Source organism: Halomonas sp. 18071143, assembly GCF_019211725.1.
GTDB lineage: Bacteria > Pseudomonadota > Gammaproteobacteria > Pseudomonadales > Halomonadaceae > Vreelandella > Vreelandella stevensii.
Genome location: NZ_CP078120.1, coordinates 3,651,358 through 3,677,139 on the forward strand (window position 1 = coordinate 3,651,358; position 25,782 = coordinate 3,677,139).

Genomic DNA, 25,782 nt, shown 5'->3' on the forward strand with positions numbered 1-25,782 from the left:
TGCTCAGTTTCCTGTCCTCGCGCCATTCATTGAATGGCGCTTTTTTTTGGTTCTGGCGGTGGCGGTGCTCGCCCCTTTGGCGACGACCGTCTGGTTCACGCTGCTGGGCGGTACCGGCATTTACTACCAATTGACCGACGTGATCGATATCACCGAGGCACTCAACAACTTCCAGTTCGACGTGGCTACCCTCACCGTGGCCCAGGCACTGCCTGGCGGCACCTGGATGGCCATGGCCATCTTGCTGCTGACCACCATCTTCGTGGCCGCAAGCGGCTTACGCCATGGCGCGGGAGCAAGGGATCATCGACTGATCTCGGCTTACAAGCCTTGCAGCAGCCGCAGAATCACCTGCGGCTGCTGGTTGACCTGAGCCAGCATGGAGATGCCGACCTGCTGCAACAGCTGGGCACGAATCAGGTTGGAGACTTCCTGCGCGTAATCGGCGTCCTGGATGCGTGACTGGGCAGCAGAGGTGTTGATGATGTTGGTATTGAGCCCGTCGATCACGCTTTCGAAGCGGTTCTGCACGGCGCCCAGGTAGCTGCGCTGGCGGTCGACCAGCTTCATGGCTTCATCCACCACGTCCATGGGCTTGCCGGTGGCCGAGCCGTCGTCCAGCACGCTAAAACCTTCCAGCCCAAGCGCCTGAAGCCCCATGGCGGAAAAACGAACGCCAATCACATCCCCCGCATTGGCACCCACCTGAATGTTCAGGGTTCGATCTGCGTTGATTAGAGGGATGCCGTTGAAGTTACTCTGCTCGGTAACACGGGTGATCTCTTCCAGGCGCTGATCGATTTCCAGCTGGATAGAGGCCAAATCTTCGGAAGAGTTGGTGCCGTTGAGGGCTTGGACGCTCAGCTCACGGATACGTTGCAGGTTGTCGTTGATCTGGTTCAGCGAGCCTTCCGCCGTTTGCACCATGGAGATGCCATCGTTGGTGTTACGAATGGCCTGGTTCATGCCTCGAATCTGCGCGCCCATGCGATTGGCAATGGCCTGACCAGCGGGGTCGTCCTTCGCGCTATTGATACGCAAGCCAGACGACAGGCGCTGCATGGAGGTCTGCATGGCCTGCTGGCTAGTACGTAAATTGTTCATCACCAACAGCGACGTGATGTTGGTCGCAAGGCTAAGCAAGGGCGTGACCTCAGGCGTCAACGAAACAGGAACGGGGTAACGTTATTATCGGCCGACCTGGCCAATACATGAGCGCGTCCAGCAACAAAACGACCACAAGGCTTGCAACACTGCTCCCCTCACGGCTGCTGGGGCGCTTGCCCTCCCAAAGCGCGATGGCAGGAAGCCAATACGGCATCCACGGGACCACGCACATAGTCATATTGGAAATAGCCTTCGTCGACCACTTCACCATCCCACGCCACGATATCCAGATCCATGGTACGCGGGCCTGACTTGATCGGTCCTCGCACACGTCCCAGACGCTGCTCGACATCCCTCAGATAAGCCTTGAAGGCATCACGGGTCTGCGAGGTGCGAACGACCAACGCAGCGTTGAGGAAGTCAGGCTGCTGCTGAAACCCCACGGGCGCTGTTCGTACAGCTTCGGAGCGGGCCACCAGCTCACACTCGCGGCTCAAGATTTCCAGCGCTTGCGCAAAATGGTGTTCTGGCTCGATGTTGGTTCCTAACGAAATGATGCACTCATGAGACGCTATGGCTGTCATGGCAAGCCCTCGGGACTTGAGCAGAAAGACGGTTTCTGTTGAAACGTACCCGCCGCCTTTTTCCACTTGCCCACGGGAAACGAGCGGCACCCTCCAAGCGTAGCGTTTTCAGCATTATGTTCAATATCTGTATAAGTTATTGACAAACGCTGCTTACACGCAGAAAGTCAGCTGACCACCCAATAATAATCTTCCGTATAGGGAGCAACCCATGGGAAACCCTGCTGCACTCGTCACCGGTGGCGCCACCCGCCTTGGCCGCCACTTTTCCGAAGCGCTGGCCGACAAGGGCTTCGATATCGCGCTGCATGTCAACAGCTCGCGAACCGAGGCCGAAGAGGTCGCGGAACGCATCCGGAGCAAGGGGCGTGATTGCGAGATCTTGCCCTGCAACTTTCTGGAAGACCCGCTGGACGCGTTGATTGCCCACGCCAAGGCTCGTTTCCCAGGGCTTTGCGTACTGCTCAACAGCGCCAGTGCCTACGCGCCTGCACCTATCGCCCAGACAGACCTGGCCATGCTGGAGACTCAGTTTCGGGTCAATATGTTTACCCCGCTGCTATTGACGCGCCACTTTGCCGAGGTGGTCGAACACGGCCAGGTCATCAATATCATCGACAACAAGGTGGCTTACCATCAGTACCCTTATGCGGCCTACCTGCTGTCCAAGAAAAGTCTGGCAGACATGACGCGCATGGCGGCGCTGGAGTTTGCACCTCGCCTACGCATCAATGGCATCGCCCCTGGCGTCGTGCTGCCCGCATCACAGCGCACCAGCGACTATGTTCAGTGGCGCATCGAGGGTATTCCTGCCGATCATCAGGGAAGCCCAGCGCATCTCGTACAAGCTTTGTACTACTTGTTGGACAACGACTTCGTGGTGGGCCAGGTGCTGTTCGTAGATGGCGGGGAATCCATCAACCTGGTGGGACGCCACTCGGAGAACTACCCGGGCAGTTGAGTCATCAGCCTGCCATGAATACGACAAGGCCGCCCGGAGGCGGCCTTGTCGTTGATGCATCGAGGATCACACGTCCTCATCGTCAGGCTTGTGGTGCTCAGCCTCTTGCTCACTCGGTGATTTTCCACGCCGTGGGCGATGGCGGTCATCCACTTCGAGCTCTGCTCGTTTGGGCTGCCCTGCCGGGCTACCATCGATGGTGAAGTCCTGCTGCATGACACGCAGGTTGGCAGGCGGCGCAGAGCCGGACTTGTCCTGCCCGAAGTACAGGGTGGTATGCGGGAACGGAATTTCGATACCCGCCGAGTCGAAGCGCATCTTGACGAGGCGGTTGTATGCCCGGCCAACGCCCCACTGGTCACCCGGCGTGGTCTTGATGACCACACGGATATTGACCGAGCTGTCGGCCAGCGCAGTAACGCCCGCCACGGTCATGTCTGCCAGCAGTTTGTGACCGTGCTCTTCGCTGGCTTTGAGGTCTTCGAAGGCCAACTGGAGCTGGGCAATGGCATCGTCGATGTTCTCGCGGTAGGCAATACCGTATTCGCCCACATGGTTGCCGTACTCACGCATGTAGTTGGAGACGGTATCGACACTGGAGAACGGCACAATGTGATAAGTACCGGAGAGGTCGCGGATACCCACCGAGCGAATACTCAAGCGCTCTGCGGTACCGGTAATCCCCCCTACGGTCACCACATCGCCGGTATTCATCGCGTTTTCCACCTGGATGAAGACGCCGGTGATGACGTCCTGCACCAGCCTCTGGGCACCGAAACCGATCGCCAGACCCAGCACACCGGCACCGGCAATCAGCGGCCCGATGTTGATGCCGATCTCCGACAGCACGATCATGCCGGTAATGGTCACCATGGCAATGGCCAGTGCATTACGGAACAGGCTAAGCAACGTCTTGGCACGCGCCGAGGGCTCCCCGTCGCCCGTCTCGGGGTTCAGCTTGTGCTCGATCAGGCTGGCCAGCCCCAGCCATACGCCCAGCGATACGATCAGAATGACCGCCACACTGATCAGGTTGCCCACCAGGTTGGCACCGCGCTCGGAGGCGTACCAGGCAGCGAGATTGAACGCTCCCCAGGCATCCAGCACCACCATGATCACAGCCACGACAATGATGGTGCGCAGCACGCGCAGGGCATTGGGCACATAGCTGTTCAAGCGCGCTTCCAGCAGCGGCAGCTTGCGACGCAGGTGATCCGACAGCTGAATACGGCGGCCGATGGTTTGGGTGAGGAAGGTGGACAGCAGCAGCCCCACCACCACCGCCACCAGCGTTTTCAGCGTGGCCATGAGCACGAAGGGCAGCGCATCGCCCGGGCGGGTCAGGGTCAGTACGAACACCATCAGGAAGTAGAGCAGAGCAAACAGGTGCCACGTACGAGCGAACAGGTGCAGCGAGACACGACTGGCCATCAGCGTCGAACGGTCGCCCATCAGGTTCAGGTTATTCCGCAGTCGAACACGGTTCTTCAGCACCACCGCCACGGCATAGACGAAGGCCAGCAGCATGATGAAGGTGCCCACGGCCTGCCCCAAGGTCGGGGCCAGGTAATAGTTGACCAGCGGTACGACCACCATCAGGCCATAGCCCACCATACCGATCAGGCGGGCGATCCAGCGATTCCAATAGGAGGCTTCCTGGGCAGAAATATGCAGCAGCCGCAGTCCCTCATAGCGGGAGGAGAACAGCATGCGCACTGCCGCCTTGAGCAGCTCGATGATCAGGAACGCGTTCAGGAACAGCGAGGCCCGGGTAGACAGCTCGCCCGTTTCGCCCACCGCAAACGTGGCGATCAGATTGCCGCCCACGTAGGCCAGCGCCACCAGCAGCACATCTACTACCGCGGCAAGCGCCACGCATAGCACGAGACGCAGCACCGGGGTCAGGTTGCCACCGGCCAACGACCAGGCACTGAGCTTGGTAAACAGCGTCTTGGCGAGACGACGGAAGGTAAAGAACAGGGCAAACGTGGCAATGATGACAATGCCGAGATTGATCGCGGCATTGGTGAAGTCGGCCATATTGAAGGTGCCGCCCCCCTGCCCCGTGAACAGGTTGCCGACGATCGAGACGGCCTGCTCTAGCTGCCCACCCACATCGCTCACCGTGCGGCTGGTCAACTCTGCCAGCTGGCGCGGCAGCGAGACGTCTTCAGGAGAGACATTGCCACCGGCAGCCGCGGCTTCCGGGGAGAGCTCGTTGGCCAGTGCGGGAGGTAGCGCCGATGCCTGATGGCGCAGCAGCTCAATCAGCTCCTGGCGAGCCTGCTCATCTTCCAGCAAGTCCGCCAGCGCAGAATACGAGGGCGGCTGCTCGGCACTCGTATTCGACGCTTCATTGTCAGCGCCTAGCGTGGTTTGCGCCATGGCTGGCCCGGCCAGCAAGGCGAATAGCGTCAGCATCCAGACGCCTAGCCAAGGTAGTAAACGTAGTGACGTCACACCATAACCTCCCTTTGGGTGAGTTTTTGCGATCCTGCGACTTGCCAAGAACCTGTCTATGCGTGCCCACACAGACACGTCCACACAGAATAGTGCATCCATCAGGAATGCAAACCTGACATAACATACGCTAGGGTAACATGCCTGACTGCCAGAGAGGTTATCGTGACTGCTTTTGGTGCACCAACGAAAACACCCTCGCGCAGTTTTCAGGCAATCGCATAGCAGTGCCTTATTGGCAGTAAGGGGCCAGCCACTGCTGGGCCATGACGATCAACAGCGCATAGCGCGCGCCCTTGGCCAGCACGATCCAGAGCAGCGCCCGCCACCAGGCCAAGCGCATGACGCCTGCCAGAACGGTGAGCGGGTCGCCTATGACCGGCAGCCATGACAACAGCAGGCTGAACTCACCAAAGCGGTGATACCAGCGCTCTGCGCGGGCCAACCCTTGGGGCGATGCGGGGAACCAGCGGCGATCCTGGAACTGGCGGGCATAGCGCCCCATGGCCACGTTGATCATGCTACCCAGCGTATTGCCCACCGTGGCAACCAGCCACAACCCCAGCGCGGGCTCACCCAGGCACCAGAGCCTGGCCAGCCACACTTCAGAGCCGCCGGGCAGCAGGGTGGCACTGGCCAGCGCCACCCAAAACAGACTAAACATGCGCAATCATCGGCAATTAACGAGGCCGCTGGCCACCCATTTGCAGGGTGATGTCGTCGGCCGTGCGACGCACCAGCGCCCCCAACGCCAGCAGGCGATCTTCTGGAATGCGCGCCATGGGCCCGGAAACGGAAATGGCCGCCAAGGGGGTGGCGTGCTCATCGAAAATACACGCGGCCACGCAGTGCAGGCCAATGGCGTGCTCTTCACGGTCACAGGCAAAGCCCTGGGCACGAATGGCGGCCATTTCCGCCAACAGCGAATCGACCTGATAACGCGTGTTTTCCGTGACGCGCGCCAGCTCATACCCACCCGCCAACAGCGCGTCGCGCTCCTCCTCGCTCATCCAGGCCAGCAGCGCCTTGCCTACCCCAGAGGCGTGCAGCGGTGCCCGCGACCCCAGCCGCGTGATCATGCGCATCATTTGCGGCGATTCGTTCTGGGCCAAAAACACCGCCGTGGCGCCATCGCGAATGCCCAGGTTGGCCGTTTCGCCGGTCTCTGCCGTCAGGCGGCGCAAAAACGGACGGCTTTTCGCCACCACGTCGCGGGCTTCCAGAAAGCTGTTGCCGATGCGGAAGGTTTTCACGTCGATGCGCCACAGGCCTTGCTCGCTCTCCTGGGTGACGAACCCCTGGCTTTGCAGTGCCTGGAGTAGCCGGTGGGTCGTGGAAGGTGCCAGGTCCGCTTGCTCGGAAAGCTCCGAGAGCGCCATCCCCAGCGGGCTGGCCGCCAGGTATTCGAGCAGCGTGAGGCCGCGTACCAACGATTGGCTATGCCCGCCGCTGGCTTTGGTGGCTCCCGCCGGACGTCCGACTGACCTGCGCTTTACTTCACTCACCTGGCACTCTCCTGAGGGCGCGTTAACATTCATAAATCAGCAGGATAACTCGCCCCGGCAGCCATGTCGCGTTTACGGAAACAAATTCCACCAATGGATCGCTAGCGGTGCCGCCAGACCGGCGGGCGTTTCTCGATAAACGCATCGATGCCCTCGGCCACGTCCTCAGCCAGCATGTTGCAGGCCATGGTGTCTCCGGCAAAGGCGTAGGCTTCTCCCAAAGGCATCGCCACGGCGAGCGAACAGCACCTGGTAATAGGCCTGCTCGGAGTGGGCGCGCATCTGCTTCAAATCATGCCCCGCGCAGCAGGCAGTCGTCGAGGGAAGCAACGTGTGAAGAGGGCATGGCAGGCTCCTGAGCAAAACGTGCTGCTCAGTTTAGCGGCTGCCCGGCGCGCTGATCGCTCACGACGACCAAAGTGGCCTCTTGCAAGGCAAGCGGCCACGGGGTTGGGTTACGCTTTGTCGTGGGCCGCCTGGCGAGGGTTGTAGCCCAGCGGATGGGGTTCACCGCGGGCCTTGGCCAGCTCGATCTGGCGCTGGCGTTCGCGGGCGGCGGCGCGGGTCTTCTCGGGCAGCGAGTCGATGCAGTGCGGGCAGCTGATGCCGGGCTCGTAGGCCGACGACTGCATCTCTTCCTGAGAGATCGGCATGCGACATGCGTGGCACTGCTCGTGCTCGCCCTCGGTGAGATCATGGCGCACGGTGACGCGGTTATCGAACACGAAGCACTCGCCGCGCCACAGCGACTGCTCTTCCGGCACCTTTTCCAGGTAATTGAGCACGCCGCCCTTCAGGTGGTACACCTCTTCGAAGCCCTCTTTCAGCATGAAGCTGGAGGCTTTCTCGCAGCGAATACCGCCGGTGCAGAACATCGCCACTTTCTTGTGCTGCTCCGGGTTGTAGTGTTGGCGCACGTACTCGGGAAACTCGCGGAAGGTGGTGGTCTTGGGGTCGACCGCGCCTTCGAAGCTGCCAATCGCCACTTCGTAGTCGTTACGAGTATCGATCACCAGCACTTCCGGGTCGGAGATCACGTCGTTCCAGTTTTCCGGCTCGACGTAAGTGCCCACGGTGTCGTTGGGGTCGATGCCCGGCACGCCCAGCGTCACAATCTCCTTTTTCAGCTTCACCTTGGTGCGGTAGAACGGCGGCTCGTCGCAGAACGACTCTTTATGGTCGATATCGGCCAGGCGCGGGTCGGCGGTCAGCCAGGCCAGCAGCGCATCGATGCCTTCACGGCTGCCTGCCACGGTGCCGTTGATGCCCTCTTCGGCCAACAGCAGCGTGCCTTTGACGCCGTTGGCCAGCATAGTCTGGTGCAGCGGCTCGCGCAGCGCTTCGAAGTCGTTCAGAGTGACAAATTTGTACAGCGCCGCCACCACGATGGGCGGTGTGGAAGTAGGGGTCGTCATGCAGTGCTCCTGGTAGTCGCCCTCGTAAAGGGCGGACCGGGTGAATAAACCCGCGCATGATAGCAAAAAGCGCGCCGCGCGTGCATCTGCACGCGCCTGCCAGCCACCCTCCTGACGGCCCTCAATCGTCGATTATTTCAACGCCATCATTGAGAAAGCTTCACCCCACGCAGGGCGCTCTCGAACGTATAGTAGGCAACATAGAGTAGGCAACAACCTGACTGATCAACGAGGTACCGTTCATGAAGATTCGTCGTTCCAACGAGCGCGGCTATGCAGATCACGGCTGGCTGCGCTCGTACCACACCTTTTCGTTTGCCAATTACATGGACCCGGAGCACATGGGCTTTCGCGCCCTGCGGGTGATCAACGAAGACCAGGTCGCCCCGGGCCACGGCTTTGGCGCCCACCCCCACCGGGACATGGAGATCATCTCCTACGTGCTCGAAGGTGAAATGGAGCACAAGGACAACATGGGCAACGGCGAGGTCATGCGCCCCGGCGACGTACAGCGCATGTCAGCGGGCACAGGGGTAGTGCATAGCGAGTTCAACCACTCCCAGCAAAACGGCCTGCACTTTTTACAGATATGGATCCAGCCAGCCCAGCGGGGCATCGCGCCCAGCTACGAGCAGAAGGCATTCCCCACGGCCGAACGCCAAGGCCAATGGCGCCTGGTCGCTTCTCAGGATGGCCGCGACGGCTCGGTAGGCGTCAATCAGGACGTCAACCTGTATGCCAGCCTGCTGAGCGCGGGTGATCAGTTGGCAGCGCCACCTTCCCGCCACGCCTGGCTGCATGTGGTGAAAGGGGCCATCGAGGTGAACGGAGAAACCCTGCGCACCGGCGACGCGGTGGCTTTCAACCCAGGCGAGGACTTTGCAGTGGCAGGCAGCGAGGCCAGTGAGGTCCTGCTGTTCGACCTGGCCTGATACGCAAAACGGCCCTTTCGGGCCGTTTTGTGACGCTGCGCGGGTCGGTAATATCAGCTGTTCTGCGCCGAGTAGAGAACGCGAATCTTCAGCGTATGCTCTACCTTTTTCAGGGCTTCCAGCGCCTGCGGGCCATAGGCCTTGTCGACGTCGATGACCACGTAGCCCACCTTGTCGTTGGTCTGCAGGTACTGACCGGAGATATTGATGCCGTTCTCCGACAGCACGCGGTTGATCTGCGACAGCACGCCGGGCACGTTGTCGTGGATGTGCAGCAGGCGGTGCTTGTCCGGGTGGGCAGGCAGCGCCACTTCGGGGAAGTTGACCGACGTCACCGTGGTGCCGTTATCCGAGTAGGTGATCAGCTTCTCGGATACTTCGATACCGATGTTCTCCTGCGCTTCCAGCGTCGAGCCGCCGATATGCGGCGTCAGGATCACGTTGTGCAGGCCACGCAGCGGGCTCTGGAACTCTTCATCGTTGCCCTTCGGCTCGACCGGGAAGACGTCGATGGCGGCACCGTTCAGCTTGCCAGCCTTCACGGCGTCGGCCAGCGCTTCGATCTCGACCACGCTGCCACGGGCGGCGTTGATCAGGATCGCGCCATCCTTCATGGCGGCGATTTCCTTCGCACCCATCATCCAGCGGGTAGAGGGCAGGTCCGGCACGTGCAGGCTGACCACGTCCGAACGCCCCAGCAACTCCTCCAGGCTGGCGACCTGGCTGGCGTTGCCCATACCCAGCTTGGTGATCACATCGTAGTAGATCACGTTGAAGCCCAGTGACTCCGCCAGCACCGACAGCTGAGCACCAATGCTGCCATAGCCCACGATACCCAGCGTCTTGCCACGCGCCTCATGGGAGTTCTTGGCCGATTTCAACCAGCCCCCCTGGTGCGCCAGCGCGTTTTTCTCGGGAATGCCGCGTAGCAGCATGATGGCTTCCGCCAGCACCAGCTCGGCCACCGAGCGGGTGTTGGAATACGGCGCGTTGAAGACCGTGATACCGCGCTTGAGCGCTGCATCCAGGTCGACCTGATTGGTCCCGATACAGAAACAGCCCACACTGACCAGTTTCTCGGCGGCATCGAACACACGCTCCGTCAGCTGCGTACGGGAGCGAATGCCGAGGAAATGAACATCACGGATCTTCTCGATCAGCGCTTCTTCATCCAGCGATGTGGAGATAAGCTCGATGTTTTCGTAACCCGCGTTGTGAAAATTGTCCACCGCGCTTTGGTGGACGCCCTCGAGTAGCAGGATCTTGATCTTGCTCTTTTCCAGGGACGTTTTGGCCATGGCTGAATCAACCTCTATGGTCGGCGGCAGGCGCCGTGTATCGGTTCACGGAAGGCCCGTATGGTAGCACAGCCCCCGCCTTTCTTAGCGCTCCCGGATGATGAAAAGTCTGCGTTTTGAAGATGAACCCGGCACACGTCGGGGAATCCCGCCAGCGGGAGGCAGACGCCACCCCCTTGCCTCGGTGTATACTGTGCGTTTATTTGACTGGCATCCGGCCACTTTCGCCGCCCGCACCGAGCACAGGGCCCACGACAAACGGTAGGCATTGACCATGAGCACCCCTCCCCAAGATTTTGCTGCCACGGTGGCCGAGCTTGAAACCATCGTGGAACGCCTGGAGTCAGGCGAACTCTCATTGGAAGATGCCCTGACCGCCTTCGAGCAGGGCGTGCGGCTCACTCGCGATGCCCAGCAGCGCCTCGACAGTGCCGAGCTGAAAGTGCGCGCGCTCAGCGAAGCCCCCGAAGGCAAGCTGGACGTGGCTCCCTTCCATGCCGCACCAGAGCCGTCAGCCGCTCAGGGACACGACGACAGCGAGGAAACGCCCCCATGGTAACGGCCCAAGACACACCGCTGGCCACGCTGCGCCGCGCCAGCAACGCCCGCGTCGATGCCACCCTGGCGGCGCTGTTCGAGTCTCGGCCCGCCGTCGAGGCGCGCCTGGAGGCAGCCATGCGCCACGGCCTGCTGGTGGGCGGCAAGCGCCTGCGCCCGCTGCTGGTCTACCTGGCGGGGCGTGCCCTGGGAGCAGAAGACGACGCCCTGGACGCCCCCGCAGCAGCCATCGAGCTGATCCACGCCTACTCGTTGATCCACGACGACCTGCCCGCCATGGATGACGACGACCTGCGTCGTGGCCAGCCCACGGTGCACAAGGCCTACGACGAAGCCACGGCCATTCTGGCAGGCGACGCCCTGCAGGCGCTGGCCTTTGAAGTCATGGCCAGCCGCCCGCACCCGCGCCTGGCTGCGCTGGTGTCTACCCTGGCGGTGGCCGCTGGCCGCGATGGCATGGTGGCAGGCCAGGCGCTGGACCTGGCAGCCGTGGGTGGCCATCCCGATGTCGAGGCACTGGCTCACATGCACGCCCACAAGACCGGCGCGCTGATCGTGGCGGCGGTCCAGATGGGTGGATTGATCGCCGTCGAGGCCGACGACCCACGCCTTGCGGCACTGATTCGCTATGCGCGGGCCATTGGTCTAGCCTTCCAGATTCACGACGACATTCTCGACGTCACCGGAGACACCGCCACGCTGGGCAAAACCTCCGGTGCCGATGCTGCCCGCGCCAAGCCCACGTATCCCAGCCTGCTCGGGCTGGCGGGCGCCCAGCAAAAAGCGAACGCATTGATCGACGACGCCATTGCCGCGCTCGCCCCGCTTGGCGAGCGCGCCGCGCCCCTGGCCGATCTTGCCCATTACATGATCGAGCGCGACCACTAACGATGCCTTTCACAACATACCCATGAAAACATGCCGCCTATGAAGCTGTTCGACGAGATACCCCGCGAGCGCCCGGCGACGCCGCTGCTCGACTCCTTTGACCACCCCGCGGCCCTGCGGGCCATGAGTCCCGGCCAGCTGGCGCAGCTGGCCGACGAGCTGCGCGCCTACCTGCTGTATAGCGTCGGTGTCACCGGCGGCCACTTTGGCGCAGGGCTCGGCGTGGTGGAACTCAGCGTGGCCCTGCACCACGCCTTCCACACCCCCAGGGACCGCCTGGTATGGGACGTAGGCCACCAGGCCTACCCCCACAAGATTCTCACCGGCCGCCGTGAAGCCATGCTCGGCATCCGCCAGCACGGCGGCCTGGCCGCGTTCCCCCGCCGCGCCGAATCCGAGTACGACACCTTCGGCGTTGGTCACTCCAGCACCTCGATCTCGGCGGCGCTCGGCATGGCCCTGGCCGCCCAGGCACAAAACGACCCGCGCCGCGTATGTGCCATCATCGGCGATGGCGCGCTCACCGCGGGCATGGCCTTCGAAGCGCTGGCCCACGCCGGGCACGTCAACGCCAACATGCTAGTGGTGCTGAACGACAACGAGATGTCGATCTCCGAGAACGTCGGCGGTATCGCCACCTATCTGGCGCGGATGCTCTCCAGCAAGCCTTACCTGAAAATGCGCGAAGAGGGCAAGAAAGTGCTCTCGCACCTGCCCGGCGCGCTGGAGTTTGCCAAGCGCACTGAAGAGCACATGAAGGGCATGGTGAGCTCCGCAACGCTCTTCGAAGAGATGGGCTTTCACTACGTGGGCCCCATCGACGGCCACGACCTGGACGCGCTGACCCAGACCCTACGCAACCTGCGTGATCAGAAAGGCCCCCAGTTTCTGCATATCAAGACGGTCAAGGGCAAAGGGTTCCTGCCGGCAGAGGCCGACCAGATTGGCTATCACGCCATTACCAAGCTGGAAAAAGTGCCCGCGTCCAGCGCGCCCCCGGTGAAGCCCCCCGCTGCGCCCAAGAAGAAGTACTGCAATGTGTTTGGTGACTGGCTGTGCGACATGGCCGCCGCCGACCCGCGCCTGATGGGCATCACTCCCGCCATGGGCGAAGGCTCGGATCTGATTCGCTTTGCGCAGACCTACCCCGAACGCTATTTCGACGTGGCGATTGCCGAACAGCACGCGGTCACCCTGGCCGCGGGCATGGCCTGCGAGGGCATGAAGCCCGTCGTCGCCATCTACTCGACCTTTCTGCAGCGTGGCTACGACCAGTTGATCCACGACGTGGCCGTGCAGGACCTGGATGTCACCTTCGCCATCGACCGAGCAGGCCTGGTGGGAGAAGACGGCCCGACGCACCACGGCAGCATGGACCTGTCGTTCCTGCGCTGCGTGCCCGGCATGGTGATTCTGGCCCCCGCCGATGAAGCAGAGTGCCGCGCCATGCTCAGCGCCGCCTACCACCACCCGGGCCCGGCCGCCGTTCGCTACCCCCGTGGCACCGGCCCCGGCGTGGCCATTCCAGACCATCTGGAGCCCATGGCGATTGGCCAGGCCGAGGTTCGTCGCACCAGCACCAGCGACGGCATGCGCATCGCTCTGCTGGCCTTTGGCAGCATCAATGGTGCCGCCGCCGAGGTGGCCGAGAAGCTCAATGCAACGCATATCAACATGCGCTCCATCAAGCCGCTGGATCGCGACGCCGTGCTGCACGCCGCCGACGAGCACGAGCTGCTGGTCACGCTGGAGGAGAACGTGATTGCAGGCGGCGCGGGCAGCGCGGTGAATGAGCTGCTCCACGCCGAAGGCGTTCAGGTCGAAGTCCTGAACCTGGGCTTGCCGGACAGCTTCGTCGAACACGGCACCCCCGCCGAGCTGCTGCGCGACTGCGGCCTGGATGCCGCCGGCATCGAAGCGGCCATTCGTTCGCGCCTGCCGTCGCCTTGAGCCTTCTGACTAACTTGTTGAGACCGTTATGCTTTTTTTGATGATTCTGTTTGGTTTGATCGGCCTTGCCAGCGGCGGCCCCGTGGGTCTGCTGGTGGGGGCGGGTCTGGGCTGGTGGTTGGCACGCCAGCTGGGGCGCCGTTTGAATGCCGCCCGCACGCGCTTGCAGGAAGGCTTCCTGGAGTCGATCTTTTCGGTGATGGGCTGCCTTTGCCAGGCCGATGGCAAGGTCACGCCAGGTGAGCTGAGCGTGGCCGAAAAGCTGTTCGACCAGATGCGCTTGCAGGGCGAGCACCGCGCCAAGGCGCGGGCCGCCTTCGAACGGGGCCGTGCCGACGACTTCGACCTGGAGGCCGAGCTGGCCAAGGTCAATCGCCTGACCCAGCGTCAGCCCATTTTGCGCCAAGTATTTTTGCAGGTTCAGCTCAGCGCGATTGCCGCCGACGGGGTCCTGCACCCCGCCGAGCATGAGATGATTCTGCGCGTGGCGCGGGGCGTTGGCTGCAGCGAGGCCGAAGTACAGCAGATCGAAGCCATGCTGCATGGCGCGACGGCCAACTCTCAAGGCGCCAGCGAGGAAGCTCTGAAGGATGCCTATCGCGTACTGGGCGTGGCCGAAGACGCCAGCGATGCCGAGATCAAGAAAGCGTATCGTCGCCTGATGAGCCAGAATCACCCGGACAAGCTGGCGGGCAAGGGGCTTCCGGAGAGCATGCGCGAGGTGGCGCAGGCCCGCACCAGCGAGATTGGCAATGCCTACGAGCGCATCCGCGCGGCGCGGGGCCAGTAGCTCGTGACAGGGTTCCAGGGAGTCGCTACAGTGAAAACTTTACGGTACTGCCTGGAGCCGCCAAATGATCACGCTATACAGCTTTCCCAACTCCCGCTCGCTACGCGCTGCTTGGACGCTGGAAGAGCTGGGCCTGGCGTACCAGTGCCACCACGTAGCCCTGGACCAGGGCGCGGGGCAAAGCGCCGAGCATCTCGCCCGCCACCCGGATGGCAAGGTACCCGTGCTGGAAGACGGCGAACTGACGCTGTTTGAATCCGCGCCCATCTGCCGCTATCTCGCCGAACGGTATGGCGAAGGCCAACTGCTGCCACACAGCGTAGAGGAACGCGCCCAGGTAGATCAGTGGCTAAGCTTCATCGTCACCGAGATCGAGCAGCCGCTGTGGCTGCAGGCCAAGCACAAGTTCGCCCTGCCTCAGGACAAGCGCGTGCCCTCCGTACTGCCCACCGCCGCCTGGGAATTTCAGCGCGCCCTGACCGCCCTGGAGCGCCGCTACCACGGCCAGGAGACGCTGGTGGGCGATACCTTCACACTGGCCGACCTCTTCCTGACCCACACCTTGAGCTGGGCAGCGAGCATGAAACACCGCCTGCCGGAACCGCTGGTGGCCTACCGCGCCCGCCATGCCGACCGCCCGGCGCTGGCCCGCGCCGCGGAGAAAGAGCAGGCCGCCAAAGGGTAAGCGCTACCCCTTGCGCTCGATATCCACATCGCTGGCCTGGGTGAAGTCATCCAGCGCCATCATGTGGCCCAGCTTGCCCGCCTTGGTGGCCAGATACTGCTCGTTATGCGGGTTGAGGCCGGTGGTGATGGGCTGACGCTCCACCACGTTGACCCCATCGCGGGTGAGCGCATCGACCTTGCGGGGGTTGTTGGTCATCAGCTTGAGGGCCGTAACGCCCAGATGCTCGAGCATCGGCACGCAGAGATCGTAACGGCGCATATCGGCACCGAAGCCGAGCTGCTCGTTGGCCTCCACGGTATCCGCCCCCTGGTCCTGCAAGTGGTAGGCGCGAATCTTGTTGAGCAGGCCAATACCGCGCCCCTCCTGACGCAGGTAGAGCAGCACCCCGCGACCTTCGCTGGCAATGCGCTTGAGGGCTTCCTGCAGCTGGTAGCCACAGTCGCAGCGCATGGAAAACAGCGCATCGCCCGTCAGGCACTCGGAGTGCACCCGCCCCAGCACCGGCGCGCCATCGCTCACATCGCCCAGGGTGAGCGCAATATGGTCTTTCCCCGTGGCATCGTCTTCGAAGCCATGCATGGTGAACGTGGCCCAGGGGGTGGGCAGCCGGGAAGCGGCGATGAAGCGAATGGTCACGGATTACCTCACAGATGAACCAGGCCAGTTATCCACATCAGTGTTGGCAAGTGGGCGCATAGTCTAACAGGAAGTGGCGCAAGCCTCACGGATTGGCCGGGGTGCGACGATGTTGGCCAGCCAACAGGCGCCACCGCTGCCCAACTTCACGTACAATTCCTATCGTCGGATGGGCTGACTCCCTTACAATGCGGGCAAATTTTCCAAGAGCAAGTGTTTATGACCACCACACCTTTGCAGAACGACCGTTTTCTTCGCGCGCTGGCGCGCCAGCCTGTCGACCGCACTCCGGTGTGGATGATGCGTCAAGCGGGCCGTTACCTGCCCGAGTACCGCGCCAGCCGCGCCGATGCGGGCAGCTTCATGGACCTGTGCCGCAATCATGACCTGGCCTGTGAAGTCACCCTGCAGCCGCTGGAGCGCTACCCGCTCGACGCCGCCATCCTGTTCTCGGACATTTTGACCATCCCCGATGCCATGGGGCTGGGCCTGTACTTCGAAACCGGCGAAGGTCCCAAATTCAAGAAGACCGTACGCACCGCCGAAGAAGTCGCCGCGCTCACCGTGCCCAATGCCGAGCGCGACCTGGACTACGTGATGCGGGCGGTCTCCACGATTCGCCGTGAGCTCAACGGCCGTATGCCGCTGATCGGCTTTTCCGGCAGCCCCTGGACGCTGGCCACCTACATGGTAGAAGGCGGCTCCAGCAAGGACTTCCGTCACCTGAAGACCATGCTGTACGACACGCCCGACACCATGCACCAGTTGCTGGACACCCTGGCGCAAGCGGTCACCGACTACCTGAACGCTCAGATTCGCGCAGGCGCTCAAGCCGTACAGATTTTCGATACCTGGGGCGGCGCGCTGTCCACACCGGCCTACCTGGAGTTCTCGCTGCGCTACATGGAGCAGATCGTCTCCGGGCTAATCCGCGAGCACGATGGTCGTCGCGTACCGGTGATTCTGTTCACCAAGAACGGTGGCCAGTGGCTGGAGCACATTGCCTGCGCCGGTGCCGACGCATTGGGCATCGACTGGTCCACCGAGCTGTCCGACGCCCGCGCTCGCGTGGGCCATAAGGTGGCCCTGCAGGGTAACCTGGACCCCAACGTGCTGTTTGCGCGCCCTTCGGCCATTCGTGCGGAAGTGGCTCGCGTACTGGAGAGCTACGGCCACGGCCCTGGCCACGTTTTCAACCTGGGCCATGGCATCAGCCAGTTCACCAACCCTGATCATGTCACCGCCTTCATGGAGGCGCTGCACGACTTGAGCCCGCAGTACCATCAGGGCATTCCGACTCAATCGAACGACTCATGCCCAGGAGCCAAGCAATGAGCGACCTACGCGACGACCAGTGGTTTACCGAAGTCTTTGATAGCCATGGCAGCGCTTTCTCGCTGAAAGTTTCTGAAAAACTGCTGGACGTGCAAAGCCCCTACCAGCACCTGGAAGTGTACGCCACCGAGACCTACGGCAACCTGATGGTGCTGGACGGCTGCGTGATGCTGACCGACCGCGACAACTTCCTGTATCACGAAATGATCGCCCACCCGGCGCTGTTCACCCATCAGGACCCCAAGCGCGTGGTCATCATTGGTGGCGGCGACTGCGGCACCTTGAAAGAAGTGCTGCGCCATCCGGGCGTCGAGAAGGTCACCCAGATCGATATCGACGAGGAAGTCACCAAGGCCGCCGAGCGCTTTTTCCCCGAACTCGTGGAAGCCAACGGCGACCCCCGCGCCGAGCTGCTGTTTGCCGACGGCGTGAAGTGGGTGGATGACGCGGCCGACGAGAGTATCGACCTGCTGATCATCGACTCCACCGACCCGGTCGGCCCGGCCGAAGGCCTGTTCAAGACCGACTTCCTGAAACGCTGCCACCGTATTCTGAAAAGTGGCGGAGTGATGGTGCAGCAGAGCGAGTCGCCGCTTTACCATAGCGGTTCGATCATTCGCGAACTGCGCAACGACATGCGCGAAGCGGGCTTCGACAGCGTGGCCACCTTGCCCTTCCCCCAACCGGTCTACCCCTCTGGCTGGTGGAGCGTGACGTTGGCAGGTAAAGGCACCAGCGTTGAAAGCTTCCGCGAAGAAGCTGCCGCCAGCCACGAAATGCCGCTACAGTACTACACAGCAGAGGCCCATCGTGGAGCCCTGGCGCTGCCCCCCTTCATGCGCAAAGCCTTTGCGTGAGAGCGGGCATCGTTAGTGGAAGAGCCGGGCGCTGCTCGGCTTTTTTATGCGCGCAGATCGGCGCGCTTCGACGTCAAGGAATCACACATGAAGAGTGTTCGTTGGTTGGGAGTAGGGGCCAGCCTGTTGGCACCGGCCATCGCCATGGCCAGCACGCTGGACACCGTCCAGAATCGCGATAGCCTGCGTTGCGGCGTGAATGCCGCCCAGCCCGGTTTCTCGTCACTGGATGACGACGACCAGTACCGGGGCCTGGATACCGACATCTGCCGCGCCATTGCCGCCGCCGCGCTAGGCGATGCCAACAAGGTGGAGTTCGTGCCGCTGGACTCCGTGGAGCGATTCACGGCCCTTCAGTCCGGTGAAGTGGACGTGCTGTCGCGCACCACCACCTGGACCTCCAGCCGCGATACCACGCTGGGCATGCACTTTACCGGCGTCAGCTATTACGATGGCCAGGCCTTCATGGTGGCCAGCGACCTGAACGTACAGAGTGCCAAGGAGCTGGACGGCGCCGCGGTATGCACCCAATCGGGCACCACCAGCGAACTGAACCTGTCCGATTACTTCAGGGTTCACGGCATGACCTATGATGCCGTGGTCTTCGACTCTCCCGAGCAGTCGATTGCCGGGTTCGAAGCAGGCCGCTGCGACGTGCTGAGCTCCGATGCCTCGCAGCTCTATGCTCAGCGGATGCAGCTGGCCGACCCCGACATGGCCGTGGTGCTGCCCGAGATCATCTCCAAGGAGCCGCTGGGCCCGGCCGTGCGCCAGGGCGACGACCAGTGGTTCAATATCGTCAAGTGGACGCTGTTTGCCATGCTCAATGCCGAAGAGCTGGAAGTCACCCAGGCGAACGTGGACGAGCAGCTCGACAGCGACAACCCTGACGTACAGCGCCTGCTGGGCCAGGATGGCGATTTCGGCAGCCCCATGGGCATCAGCGCCGACTGGGCCTACCAGATCGTCAAGCAGGTAGGTAATTATGCCGACGTCTATGACCGCAATGTCGGCTCAGGGTCGGACTTCAACATTGCCAGAGGCCTCAACGGGCTATGGAAAGACGGTGGCATTCAGTACGCGCCGCCTATTCGCTGATCGGCGAACATCAGTAGTTTTCTCCCCGCGCCAGCGGCTACGCACCAAAAAAGAGCATCGCGTAGCCGCTGGCACTCTTTTTTGCACCAATACTTTCGATAAATTCGCTGATTTTACGTTGAAAACCGCTGAATTTGCCGACATATCTTTTTTGGCACCTTCCTTGCTAGCTTTTAGGCATGCATCGACATGCATAACATCATTAAATCGAGGAAGGGGAACACACATGGTTAACAAGAAACACCTGGTACTGCTTGCCTCTGCGGGTGCAATTACGCTGGCCGGTATCGCTACCGCGCAGGCGAACACATTAGAAGAAACTCGCTCTCGCGGTGCCGTACAGTGTGGCGTTAGTGATGGCTTGCCAGGTTTTTCCGCGCCGGACGATAGCGGCGAATGGCAAGGTCTTGATGTTGACGTATGTCGTGCCGTCGCTGCCGCCGTACTGGGCGATGCCGACGCCGTTAACTATATCTCCCTGAACGCCGTCGAGCGCTTTACCGCACTGCAGTCTGGCGAAGTCGATGTTCTGTCACGTAACACCACCTGGACCACCACCCGTGATACCACGCTGGGTCTCAACTTCACCGGCGTCAACTTCTACGACGGCCAGGGCTTCATGGTCTCCACCGACCTGGGCATCTCCAACGCCTCCGAGCTGGATGGCGCCGCCATCTGTATCCAGTCCGGTACCACCACCGAGCTGAACCTGGCGGACTACTTCCGCGCTAACGGCATGGAATTCGACCCCATCGTTTTCGATACGTCCGAGCAAACCGTCGGTGGTTTCCAGGCAGGCCGTTGTGACGTTCTGACCTCTGACACCTCTCAGCTGGCCGCACTGCGTATTCAGCTGGACGACCCGTCTGCTGCCATGATCCTGCCCGACGTCATCTCCAAGGAGCCGCTGGGCCCCGTGGTACGTCAGGGTGACGACCTGTGGTTCAACATCGTCAAGTGGTCGCTGTTCGCCATGCTCAACGGTGAAGAGTACGGTGTGACCAGCGAAAACGCCGAAGAAATGCGCGATTCCGATAACCCGGACGTGGCTCGCCTGCTGGGTCAGGACGGCAACTACGGTGAAGGCATGGGGCTGGATGCCGAGTGGGCCTACAACATCCTGAGCCAGGTAGGTAACTACGCAGAAAGCTTCGAACGTAACGTCGGCATGGATTCACCGCTGGAAATCGAACGGGGCGTCAACGCTCTGTGGAACCAGGGTGGCTTCCAGTACGCACCGCCGATTCGCTAAGCGTCTCGCTTGACCCCGGCCCGCCGTCCCTTGCCAGCATCACTCAAGGGGATCGGCGGGCCATTTGATTGACCTTCCGTGTAGCGGAGACGCCATCCATGTCCGTAAGACCTAACGCTCGCCCCGTTGGCCACAAGCCTCCGTTCTGGCGAGACCGCGCAAAGCGTGCGCTGATCTTTCAGTTTCTACTCATTACAGCCGTTATTACGTTTCTGTTCTATATCGTCGGTAATGTTCAAGACAACCTGTCCTCTCGCGGGATCACTACCGGGTTCGGTTTTCTTAACAACACCGCAGGCTTCGGGATCGTTCAAAGTCTGATCGACTACTCCTCCCAAAGCACCTATGGCCGCACCTTCTTCGTGGGCCTGCTGAATACTCTGCTGGTGGGCGCATTGGGGGTCATTGCCGCCACCATCATCGGTTTCATCGTCGGGATTGCCCGCTTGTCGCCCAACTGGCTGATCGCACGACTGGCCACGGCGTATATCGAAACCTTCCGTAACATCCCGCTGCTGCTGCAGATTTTCTTCTGGTACTTTGCCGTATTGCGTACGTTGCCCAGCGCCCGTGATAGCCTGGCGTTCGGTGAGGTCATCTTTCTCAACGTGCGCGGCCTGTATCTTCCCGAACCGTTATTCGAGTCCGGGTTCGGGCTGATTCCGGTCACCTTCATTGCAGCGATCATCGCCAGCATTGCACTGGTGATCTGGAACAAGCGCCGTCAGGAGGCCACGGGGCAGCGCCTGCCAGCCTACTGGATCTCCTTCGCGATGATATTCGGCCTGCCCCTGCTGGTGATGTTTGCCACCGGCGTGCCGATCACCTGGGATGTCCCCGAGCTGCGCGGTTTCAACTTCCGCGGTGGTATCACTGTCATTCCCGAGTTCCTGGCACTGTGGTTCGCGCTCTCGATTTATACGGCGGCGTTCATTGCTGAAATCGTGCGCTCCGGTATTCAGGCCATTCCCCATGGCCAAACCGAGGCCGCACAAGCGCTGAGCCTGCCGCGTAACCTGGTGCTGCGTCTGGTGGTCATTCCGCAGGCACTGCGAGTCATCATTCCCCCGCTCACCAGCCAGTACCTCAACCTGATCAAGAACTCGTCGCTGGCCACCGCCATTGGCTATCCGGACCTCGTTTCGGTCTTTGCGGGCACCACGCTGAACCAGACAGGCCAAGCCATCGAGGTCATTGCCATGACCATGGCGGTTTATCTGACCATCAGTATGCTGGTCTCCATGTTCATGAACTGGTTCAACTCCCGTGTGGCGCTGGTTGAACGCTAGGCCGTTGGCGAGGACATTCCCATGATTCACAACCGAACGATGATCGAGCCAAGGCCGGCGCCCAGCAGTTCCGTGGGCCCTGTGGCATGGCTACGCAGCAACCTGTTCAACGGCCCGATCAACACGATCTTTACGCTGATCGGCCTGTATATTCTCTACCTGCTCGTGGTTCCCACGGTGCAATGGGCGTTCATCAACGCCGACTGGGTAGGCACCTCCCGCGAAGACTGCTCCCGGGAAGGCGCCTGTTGGGTGTTCATCAACGCACGCTTCACCCAGTTCATCTACGGCTTGTACCCGCGCTCGGAAATCTGGCGTGCCAATATCGTCTTTGCCGGGTTCTTCACCCTGATTGCCTGGCTGGCGATTCCACGCCTGCCCTTCAAGCGCTGGGTGGCCGTGTTTGCGCTGGTCGGCTTCCCCGTGATCGCCTACGTGCTGCTGCACGGCGGCTATTTCGACCTGCCGCGTGTGCCGACCCATCGCTGGGGCGGCCTGATGCTGACCCTGCTGCTGGCTACCGTGGGCATGGTAGGTGCGCTGCCGATCGGTATCGTGCTGGCCCTGGGGCGGCGTTCGAACATGCCCATCGTCAAGAGCTTCTGCGTCATCTTTATCGAGTTCTGGCGTGGCGTGCCGCTGATCACGGTGCTGTTCATGGCCTCGGTGATGCTGCCGCTGTTCATGCCTACCGGGGTCAGCGTGGACCGTCTGGTACGCGCCCTGATCGGCCTGACGCTGTTCCAGAGCGCCTACATGGCCGAAGTCATTCGCGGTGGTTTGCAAGCCATTCCCAAAGGCCAGGAAGAAGCCGCCGCCGCCCTCGGCATGACCTACTGGAAGCGCATGGGGCTGATCGTACTGCCCCAGGCTCTGAAAATGATGATTCCTGGTATCGTGAACACGTTCATTTCGTTGTTCAAAGACACGACCCTGGTCATGATCATCGGGCTATTCGATCTGCTGGGGATCGTGCAAGCGGCACTGGCCGACTCGCGCTGGCTGGGCTTCTCGCTGGAAGGCTATGTCTTTGCGGCCTTCATGTTCTGGATCTTCTGTTTCAGCATGTCGCGCTACAGCCAGTATCTGGAACGCAGGCTACACACCGGTCACAGGCGTTAACGCCGCTTTTATCAACGATTTTTTAGCAGGATAGTGACATGACACAAGCAGCTTCCCATAACCCTGGCACCGGTACTTCGGATCTGATGGTCGAAATGCGCGGCGTCAACAAGTGGTACGGCGATTTTCACGTGCTGCGCGACATCTATCTGGAAGTGAAGCGCGGCGAAAGGATCGTCATTTGCGGGCCGTCCGGCTCGGGCAAGTCCACCATGATTCGCTGCATCAACCACTTGGAAGAGCATCAAAAGGGCGAGATCGTGGTCGGCGGCGTGCCGCTGACCCAGGACGTGAAGCGTATCGAGCAGATTCGTCGCAGCGTTGGCATGGTGTTCCAGCACTTCAACCTGTTCCCTCACCTCACCGTGCTGGAGAACTGCTGTATCGCCCCTATGTGGGTACAGAAAAAGCCGCGCAAAGAGGCTGAAGAGCAGGCCATGCGCTACCTGCAGCGGGTACGCATCGCCGAACAGGCCAAGAAATATCCCGGCCAGCTGTCCGGTGGTCAGCAGCAGCGGGTCGCCATTGCCCGCTCGCTGTGCATGCACCCGGACGTCATGCTGTTCGATGAGCCGACCTCGGCCCTAGACCCGGAAATGATCAAGGAAGTACTGGACGTCATGATCGAACTGGCCGAAGAGGGCATGACCATGCTCTGCGTGACCCATGAAATGGGCTTCGCCAAGACCGTGGCCGACCGCGTGATCTTCATGGACCAGGGGCAGATCATCGAAGAAAACGCTCCAGAGCCGTTCTTCAACAACCCGCAGTCCGAGCGCACCCAGCTCTTCCTGAGCCAGATTCTGGGGCATTGATTCGACTGCCAGCGCGTCATAATGCGTAACGTGGGCCTCAGCTGAGGCCCATTTTCATGGCCCTTCTGAATACCCCCATCACACCAGAGAGTCATCATGGAAAAACTGTTCATCGACCGCGCCCCACAGCCCATTGCGCCGTTCTCTCACGCCTGCCGCGTGGGCGACCTGGTGTTCATCACCGGCCAGATGCCGACCGTGCCGGAAACCAACGAAATGCTGCTGGGCACCTTTACCGAACAAACCCACCGGGTCATGCAGAACCTGGCCATCGTGCTGGAAGAGGTGGGCAGCAGCTTCGAGTACGTGGTGCAGTCACGGGTTTTCATTACCAACATGGGCCACTTCGATGAAGTGAACCAGGTCTACGCCAGCTACTTCGAGAAACCGCTCCCCACCCGTACCTGCATCGGCGTCACCGGCCTGGCAGGCGGTGCCGACGTGGAAGTCGACATGATTGCCTGGATTCCCCCCAGGGAAGGCGCCTAACCGCCTACCAACGTGATGCTGGCCGGGGCCAGCGCGAGCTGCTCACGATGCTGGGTCAACGGCTTGCCTGCCAGCGCCGTGAGCAGGATCTGCAGCGGGTCGCCATGGCTCACCACCAGCACCGTTTCCCCTTGCCAGCGCTGCTCCAGCGCTTCCAGCGCAGCGCACATGCGCGCTGCCACGCTGGTGAGCGGCTCTACCTGCCACTGCCGATGCGCGGCACTCTGGGCATCCTGCGCCCATACCTCGGGGTAATGACTATCTGCCTGGCCTTCCAGCTCGCCAAAATGGCGTTCTCGCAAGCGCTCGTCGATGGCCATGCCCAGTCGAAAAGCGCTGGCTACCCGAGTAGCGGTTTGGGTCGTGCGTAAAAAGTCCGAATGCACCACCTGGGTGGGCGCCGGCCAACGCCAGTCCGCCAACGCTTCGACCAACTGTCGTTCGCCTTCGGGCGACAATCCATAGGCGCCTATTCCGCGCTCGGGGGTGCTGATGATTCGCCCCTGCGCGTTGGCCTGGCTGTGGCCATGGCGCATCAGCAGATAACGGTTGCGCCAATGGTAGGAGGGGGTCAGGAAAGTGTTTGACATATCTTTGTAACAAACCCTAGATTGAGAATGTTCGTTTTCGAAAAATAAACATCTGCATCTTCAAATGTCCATTAGCGAAACGCAGGCTGATCACAACATCACCTTGCAGCGACGGTGGGCATCACGCAACAACAATAACGCACATAAGAGGCTTCTCATGAAAACGCCATCCTGGCCCAAGCGTCCGCTGGCTCTGCTCACTGCGGTTTCGCTTCTCCCGCTGGCACTGCTTGCCAGCCATGCCCAGGCCGACTGTGAACGCGGCGCCCTGGACACACTTTACTGCGATGAAAATGGCGACATGGTCGCCGACCGCCCGGCCGATGAGTCGAGCTGGGCCAACCCCAGTACGCTGATCTTCGCTTATACCCCCGTTGAAGACCCTGCCATTTACTCCGATATCTGGCAGCCGTTCATCGACCACCTTTCTGACGTCACAGGCCGCGATGTCCGCTTCTTTGCGGTGCAGTCCAACGCTGCCCAAGTGGAAGCCATGCGCAGCGGCCGACTGCACATTGCCGGGTTCTCGACCGGCCCGACGCCCTTTGCCGTGAACCTGGCCGGGGCCGTGCCTTTCGCTCTGATGGGCTCTGACGATGGTCAGTTCGGCTACACGCTGCAAATGTTCACCCATGTCGACTCGGACATCGAGTCCCTGGAAGACCTGAAGGGTAAGCGCGTCGCGCATACCTCCCCCACCTCCAACTCCGGCAACCTGGCACCGCGGGCACTGCTGCCCGAGCTGGGCATCACCCCGGATGAAGATTATGAGGTGGTCTACTCCGGCAGCCATGACCAGTCCATGTTGGGCGTGGTGGCCCGCGACTATGACGCCGCGCCGGTTGCCTCCGAAGTGGTCGAGCGCATGGCCGCGCGTGGCCTGTACGACGAAGAGGACGTAAGGCTGATCTATGAGTCCGACCGTTTCCCGACCACCTCTTACAACTACGCCCACAACCTGCACCCGGACCTGGTCGAGAAGATCGAAGAGGCGTTCTTTACCTTTGACTTCGTCGGCACCGAGCTGGGCGAGGAGTTCGAAGGGGTCGAGAAATTCATTCCCATCAATTACCAGGAACACTGGCAGGTGATTCGCACCATCCAGGCCGCCAATGACGTGCGCTACACGCGGGAAAACCTGGAGTAGCCTGGTCGCGCCGCCC

General features: G+C 61.5%; 25 protein-coding genes and 2 pseudogenes. 17 read left to right on the forward strand and 10 right to left on the reverse strand.

Features of this window, described 5'->3' with window-relative positions:
* Positions 1–46: 46 nt before the first annotated feature.
* A pseudogene (locus KVY02_RS17095) lies at positions 47–277 on the forward strand (BCCT family transporter); the annotation flags it as partial.
* Between the two features lie 44 nt (positions 278–321).
* Here the strand turns inward: KVY02_RS17095 and KVY02_RS17100 are convergent.
* Entirely contained in the window at positions 322–1,143 is an 822-nt protein-coding gene (locus KVY02_RS17100) for a flagellin N-terminal helical domain-containing protein (RefSeq protein WP_218314009.1), read from the reverse strand.
* Positions 1,144–1,262: 119 nt separating this feature from the next.
* The gene (gene folK / locus KVY02_RS17105) at positions 1,263–1,691 is read right to left on the reverse strand and encodes a 2-amino-4-hydroxy-6-hydroxymethyldihydropteridine diphosphokinase (RefSeq protein ID WP_039178640.1); all 429 of its coding nucleotides are present in this window, start codon (positions 1,689–1,691) and stop codon (positions 1,263–1,265) included.
* 211 nt (positions 1,692–1,902) lie between these two features.
* Here folK and KVY02_RS17110 point away from each other — a divergent pair, with 211 nt between their 5' ends.
* Positions 1,903–2,652, forward strand: coding sequence for an SDR family oxidoreductase (locus KVY02_RS17110; protein ID WP_218314010.1), 750 nt, complete (start codon positions 1,903–1,905; stop codon positions 2,650–2,652).
* A gap of 66 nt (positions 2,653–2,718) precedes the next feature.
* Here KVY02_RS17110 and ybiO read toward each other — a convergent pair whose 3' ends face one another.
* The 5 genes and pseudogenes from ybiO to KVY02_RS17135 all read right to left on the reverse strand — a co-directional run bounded on the left by ybiO (position 2,719) and on the right by KVY02_RS17135 (position 8,032).
* The gene (gene ybiO, locus KVY02_RS17115; RefSeq protein ID WP_218314011.1) at positions 2,719–5,112 is read right to left on the reverse strand and encodes a mechanosensitive channel protein; all 2,394 of its coding nucleotides are present in this window, start codon (positions 5,110–5,112) and stop codon (positions 2,719–2,721) included.
* A 232-nt stretch (positions 5,113–5,344) separates the two neighbouring features.
* Positions 5,345–5,776 (reverse strand): YqaA family protein, encoded by a 432-nt coding sequence (locus KVY02_RS17120; protein WP_016915386.1) that lies wholly within the window; start codon positions 5,774–5,776, stop codon positions 5,345–5,347.
* A 16-nt stretch (positions 5,777–5,792) separates the two neighbouring features.
* Positions 5,793–6,617: an IclR family transcriptional regulator domain-containing protein gene (locus KVY02_RS17125; RefSeq protein ID WP_081193408.1), complete on the reverse strand. Its 825-nt coding sequence runs from the start codon at positions 6,615–6,617 to the stop codon at positions 5,793–5,795.
* A gap of 101 nt (positions 6,618–6,718) precedes the next feature.
* Positions 6,719–6,850: pseudogene (locus tag KVY02_RS17130) on the reverse strand (enoyl-CoA hydratase); the annotation flags it as partial.
* 222 nt (positions 6,851–7,072) lie between these two features.
* Positions 7,073–8,032 (reverse strand): oxygen-dependent tRNA uridine(34) hydroxylase TrhO, encoded by a 960-nt coding sequence (locus KVY02_RS17135; protein WP_081193410.1) that lies wholly within the window; start codon positions 8,030–8,032, stop codon positions 7,073–7,075.
* A gap of 242 nt (positions 8,033–8,274) precedes the next feature.
* Here KVY02_RS17135 and KVY02_RS17140 point away from each other — a divergent pair, with 242 nt between their 5' ends.
* The gene (locus KVY02_RS17140) at positions 8,275–8,964 is read left to right on the forward strand and encodes a pirin family protein (protein WP_218314012.1); all 690 of its coding nucleotides are present in this window, start codon (positions 8,275–8,277) and stop codon (positions 8,962–8,964) included.
* Positions 8,965–9,017: 53 nt separating this feature from the next.
* On the opposite strand, the gene serA is transcribed toward KVY02_RS17140, so the two are convergent.
* The gene (gene serA / locus KVY02_RS17145; RefSeq protein ID WP_016915391.1) at positions 9,018–10,262 is read right to left on the reverse strand and encodes a phosphoglycerate dehydrogenase; all 1,245 of its coding nucleotides are present in this window, start codon (positions 10,260–10,262) and stop codon (positions 9,018–9,020) included.
* A gap of 274 nt (positions 10,263–10,536) precedes the next feature.
* Here serA and KVY02_RS17150 point away from each other — a divergent pair, with 274 nt between their 5' ends.
* The 5 genes from KVY02_RS17150 to KVY02_RS17170 all read left to right on the forward strand — a co-directional run bounded on the left by KVY02_RS17150 (position 10,537) and on the right by KVY02_RS17170 (position 15,133).
* Positions 10,537–10,821 (forward strand): exodeoxyribonuclease VII small subunit, encoded by a 285-nt coding sequence (locus KVY02_RS17150; protein WP_218314013.1) that lies wholly within the window; start codon positions 10,537–10,539, stop codon positions 10,819–10,821.
* Positions 10,815–11,708 (forward strand): farnesyl diphosphate synthase, encoded by an 894-nt coding sequence (locus KVY02_RS17155; RefSeq protein WP_218314014.1) that lies wholly within the window; start codon positions 10,815–10,817, stop codon positions 11,706–11,708. The genes KVY02_RS17150 and KVY02_RS17155 overlap by 7 nt, the downstream gene beginning before the upstream one ends.
* Before the next feature lie 39 nt (positions 11,709–11,747).
* Complete coding sequence (gene dxs, locus KVY02_RS17160; RefSeq protein ID WP_193461351.1) at positions 11,748–13,658, forward strand: 1-deoxy-D-xylulose-5-phosphate synthase; 1,911 nt, start codon at positions 11,748–11,750, stop codon at positions 13,656–13,658.
* Between the two features lie 28 nt (positions 13,659–13,686).
* Positions 13,687–14,448 (forward strand): co-chaperone DjlA, encoded by a 762-nt coding sequence (djlA, locus tag KVY02_RS17165; RefSeq protein ID WP_081135897.1) that lies wholly within the window; start codon positions 13,687–13,689, stop codon positions 14,446–14,448.
* Positions 14,449–14,512: 64 nt separating this feature from the next.
* Entirely contained in the window at positions 14,513–15,133 is a 621-nt protein-coding gene (locus KVY02_RS17170; RefSeq protein ID WP_100732041.1) for a glutathione S-transferase family protein, read from the forward strand.
* A gap of 3 nt (positions 15,134–15,136) precedes the next feature.
* Here KVY02_RS17170 and ribA read toward each other — a convergent pair whose 3' ends face one another.
* A complete protein-coding gene (gene ribA, locus KVY02_RS17175) occupies positions 15,137–15,715 on the reverse strand; it encodes a GTP cyclohydrolase II (RefSeq protein WP_371317433.1) in 579 nt (192 codons plus the stop codon).
* A 276-nt stretch (positions 15,716–15,991) separates the two neighbouring features.
* Between ribA and hemE the strand changes: the two genes are divergently transcribed.
* From hemE to KVY02_RS17215, 8 genes are all read left to right on the forward strand, one after another.
* Entirely contained in the window at positions 15,992–17,107 is a 1,116-nt protein-coding gene (gene hemE, locus KVY02_RS17180) for a uroporphyrinogen decarboxylase (RefSeq protein WP_016915400.1), read from the forward strand.
* Positions 17,104–17,964, forward strand: coding sequence for a polyamine aminopropyltransferase (gene speE / locus KVY02_RS17185; protein WP_039178680.1), 861 nt, complete (start codon positions 17,104–17,106; stop codon positions 17,962–17,964). The genes hemE and speE overlap by 4 nt, the downstream gene beginning before the upstream one ends.
* An 87-nt stretch (positions 17,965–18,051) precedes the next feature.
* Positions 18,052–19,062: an amino acid ABC transporter substrate-binding protein gene (locus tag KVY02_RS17190; RefSeq protein ID WP_218314015.1), complete on the forward strand. Its 1,011-nt coding sequence runs from the start codon at positions 18,052–18,054 to the stop codon at positions 19,060–19,062.
* Between the two features lie 226 nt (positions 19,063–19,288).
* Positions 19,289–20,314, forward strand: a complete 1,026-nt coding sequence (locus KVY02_RS17195) for an amino acid ABC transporter substrate-binding protein (RefSeq protein ID WP_218314016.1) — start codon at positions 19,289–19,291, stop codon at positions 20,312–20,314.
* A 98-nt stretch (positions 20,315–20,412) separates the two neighbouring features.
* Positions 20,413–21,603 carry an amino acid ABC transporter permease gene (locus tag KVY02_RS17200; protein ID WP_218314017.1) on the forward strand — a complete coding sequence of 397 codons (1,191 nt, stop codon included), beginning with the start codon at positions 20,413–20,415 and terminating at the stop codon, positions 21,601–21,603.
* Positions 21,604–21,624: 21 nt separating this feature from the next.
* The gene (locus tag KVY02_RS17205) at positions 21,625–22,725 is read left to right on the forward strand and encodes an amino acid ABC transporter permease (RefSeq protein WP_096921828.1); all 1,101 of its coding nucleotides are present in this window, start codon (positions 21,625–21,627) and stop codon (positions 22,723–22,725) included.
* Positions 22,726–22,811: 86 nt separating this feature from the next.
* Complete coding sequence (locus KVY02_RS17210; RefSeq protein WP_039179251.1) at positions 22,812–23,540, forward strand: amino acid ABC transporter ATP-binding protein; 729 nt, start codon at positions 22,812–22,814, stop codon at positions 23,538–23,540.
* Positions 23,541–23,636: 96 nt separating this feature from the next.
* Positions 23,637–24,029, forward strand: a complete 393-nt coding sequence (locus KVY02_RS17215; RefSeq protein WP_016915407.1) for a RidA family protein — start codon at positions 23,637–23,639, stop codon at positions 24,027–24,029.
* On the opposite strand, the gene KVY02_RS17220 is transcribed toward KVY02_RS17215, so the two are convergent.
* Entirely contained in the window at positions 24,026–24,619 is a 594-nt protein-coding gene (locus KVY02_RS17220; RefSeq protein WP_218314018.1) for a histidine phosphatase family protein, read from the reverse strand. The two genes, KVY02_RS17215 and KVY02_RS17220, sit on opposite strands and share 4 nt — an antisense overlap.
* Positions 24,620–24,776: 157 nt before the next feature.
* Here KVY02_RS17220 and phnD point away from each other — a divergent pair, with 157 nt between their 5' ends.
* On the forward strand, positions 24,777–25,766 hold the full coding sequence (gene phnD / locus KVY02_RS17225; protein WP_081135885.1) for a phosphate/phosphite/phosphonate ABC transporter substrate-binding protein: 990 nt from the start codon (positions 24,777–24,779) through the stop codon (positions 25,764–25,766).
* Positions 25,767–25,782 lie beyond the last annotated feature (16 nt).

Coding starts and splice junctions, on each gene's coding strand:
- folK (WP_039178640.1), bottom strand. CDS start 1,691: ATGACAGCCATAGCGTCTCATGAGTGCATCATTTCGTTAGGAACCAAC.
- KVY02_RS17110 (WP_218314010.1), top strand. CDS start 1,903: ATGGGAAACCCTGCTGCACTCGTCACCGGTGGCGCCACCCGCCTTGGC.
- KVY02_RS17120 (WP_016915386.1), bottom strand. CDS start 5,776: ATGTTTAGTCTGTTTTGGGTGGCGCTGGCCAGTGCCACCCTGCTGCCC.
- KVY02_RS17135 (WP_081193410.1), bottom strand. CDS start 8,032: ATGACGACCCCTACTTCCACACCGCCCATCGTGGTGGCGGCGCTGTAC.
- KVY02_RS17140 (WP_218314012.1), top strand. CDS start 8,275: ATGAAGATTCGTCGTTCCAACGAGCGCGGCTATGCAGATCACGGCTGG.
- serA (WP_016915391.1), bottom strand. CDS start 10,262: ATGGCCAAAACGTCCCTGGAAAAGAGCAAGATCAAGATCCTGCTACTC.
- KVY02_RS17150 (WP_218314013.1), top strand. CDS start 10,537: ATGAGCACCCCTCCCCAAGATTTTGCTGCCACGGTGGCCGAGCTTGAA.
- KVY02_RS17155 (WP_218314014.1), top strand. CDS start 10,815: ATGGTAACGGCCCAAGACACACCGCTGGCCACGCTGCGCCGCGCCAGC.
- dxs (WP_193461351.1), top strand. CDS start 11,748: ATGAAGCTGTTCGACGAGATACCCCGCGAGCGCCCGGCGACGCCGCTG.
- djlA (WP_081135897.1), top strand. CDS start 13,687: ATGCTTTTTTTGATGATTCTGTTTGGTTTGATCGGCCTTGCCAGCGGC.
- KVY02_RS17170 (WP_100732041.1), top strand. CDS start 14,513: ATGATCACGCTATACAGCTTTCCCAACTCCCGCTCGCTACGCGCTGCT.
- ribA (WP_371317433.1), bottom strand. CDS start 15,715: ATGCATGGCTTCGAAGACGATGCCACGGGGAAAGACCATATTGCGCTC.
- hemE (WP_016915400.1), top strand. CDS start 15,992: ATGACCACCACACCTTTGCAGAACGACCGTTTTCTTCGCGCGCTGGCG.
- speE (WP_039178680.1), top strand. CDS start 17,104: ATGAGCGACCTACGCGACGACCAGTGGTTTACCGAAGTCTTTGATAGC.
- KVY02_RS17190 (WP_218314015.1), top strand. CDS start 18,052: ATGAAGAGTGTTCGTTGGTTGGGAGTAGGGGCCAGCCTGTTGGCACCG.
- KVY02_RS17195 (WP_218314016.1), top strand. CDS start 19,289: ATGGTTAACAAGAAACACCTGGTACTGCTTGCCTCTGCGGGTGCAATT.
- KVY02_RS17200 (WP_218314017.1), top strand. CDS start 20,413: ATGTCCGTAAGACCTAACGCTCGCCCCGTTGGCCACAAGCCTCCGTTC.
- KVY02_RS17205 (WP_096921828.1), top strand. CDS start 21,625: ATGATTCACAACCGAACGATGATCGAGCCAAGGCCGGCGCCCAGCAGT.
- KVY02_RS17210 (WP_039179251.1), top strand. CDS start 22,812: ATGGTCGAAATGCGCGGCGTCAACAAGTGGTACGGCGATTTTCACGTG.
- KVY02_RS17215 (WP_016915407.1), top strand. CDS start 23,637: ATGGAAAAACTGTTCATCGACCGCGCCCCACAGCCCATTGCGCCGTTC.
- KVY02_RS17220 (WP_218314018.1), bottom strand. CDS start 24,619: ATGTCAAACACTTTCCTGACCCCCTCCTACCATTGGCGCAACCGTTAT.
- phnD (WP_081135885.1), top strand. CDS start 24,777: ATGAAAACGCCATCCTGGCCCAAGCGTCCGCTGGCTCTGCTCACTGCG.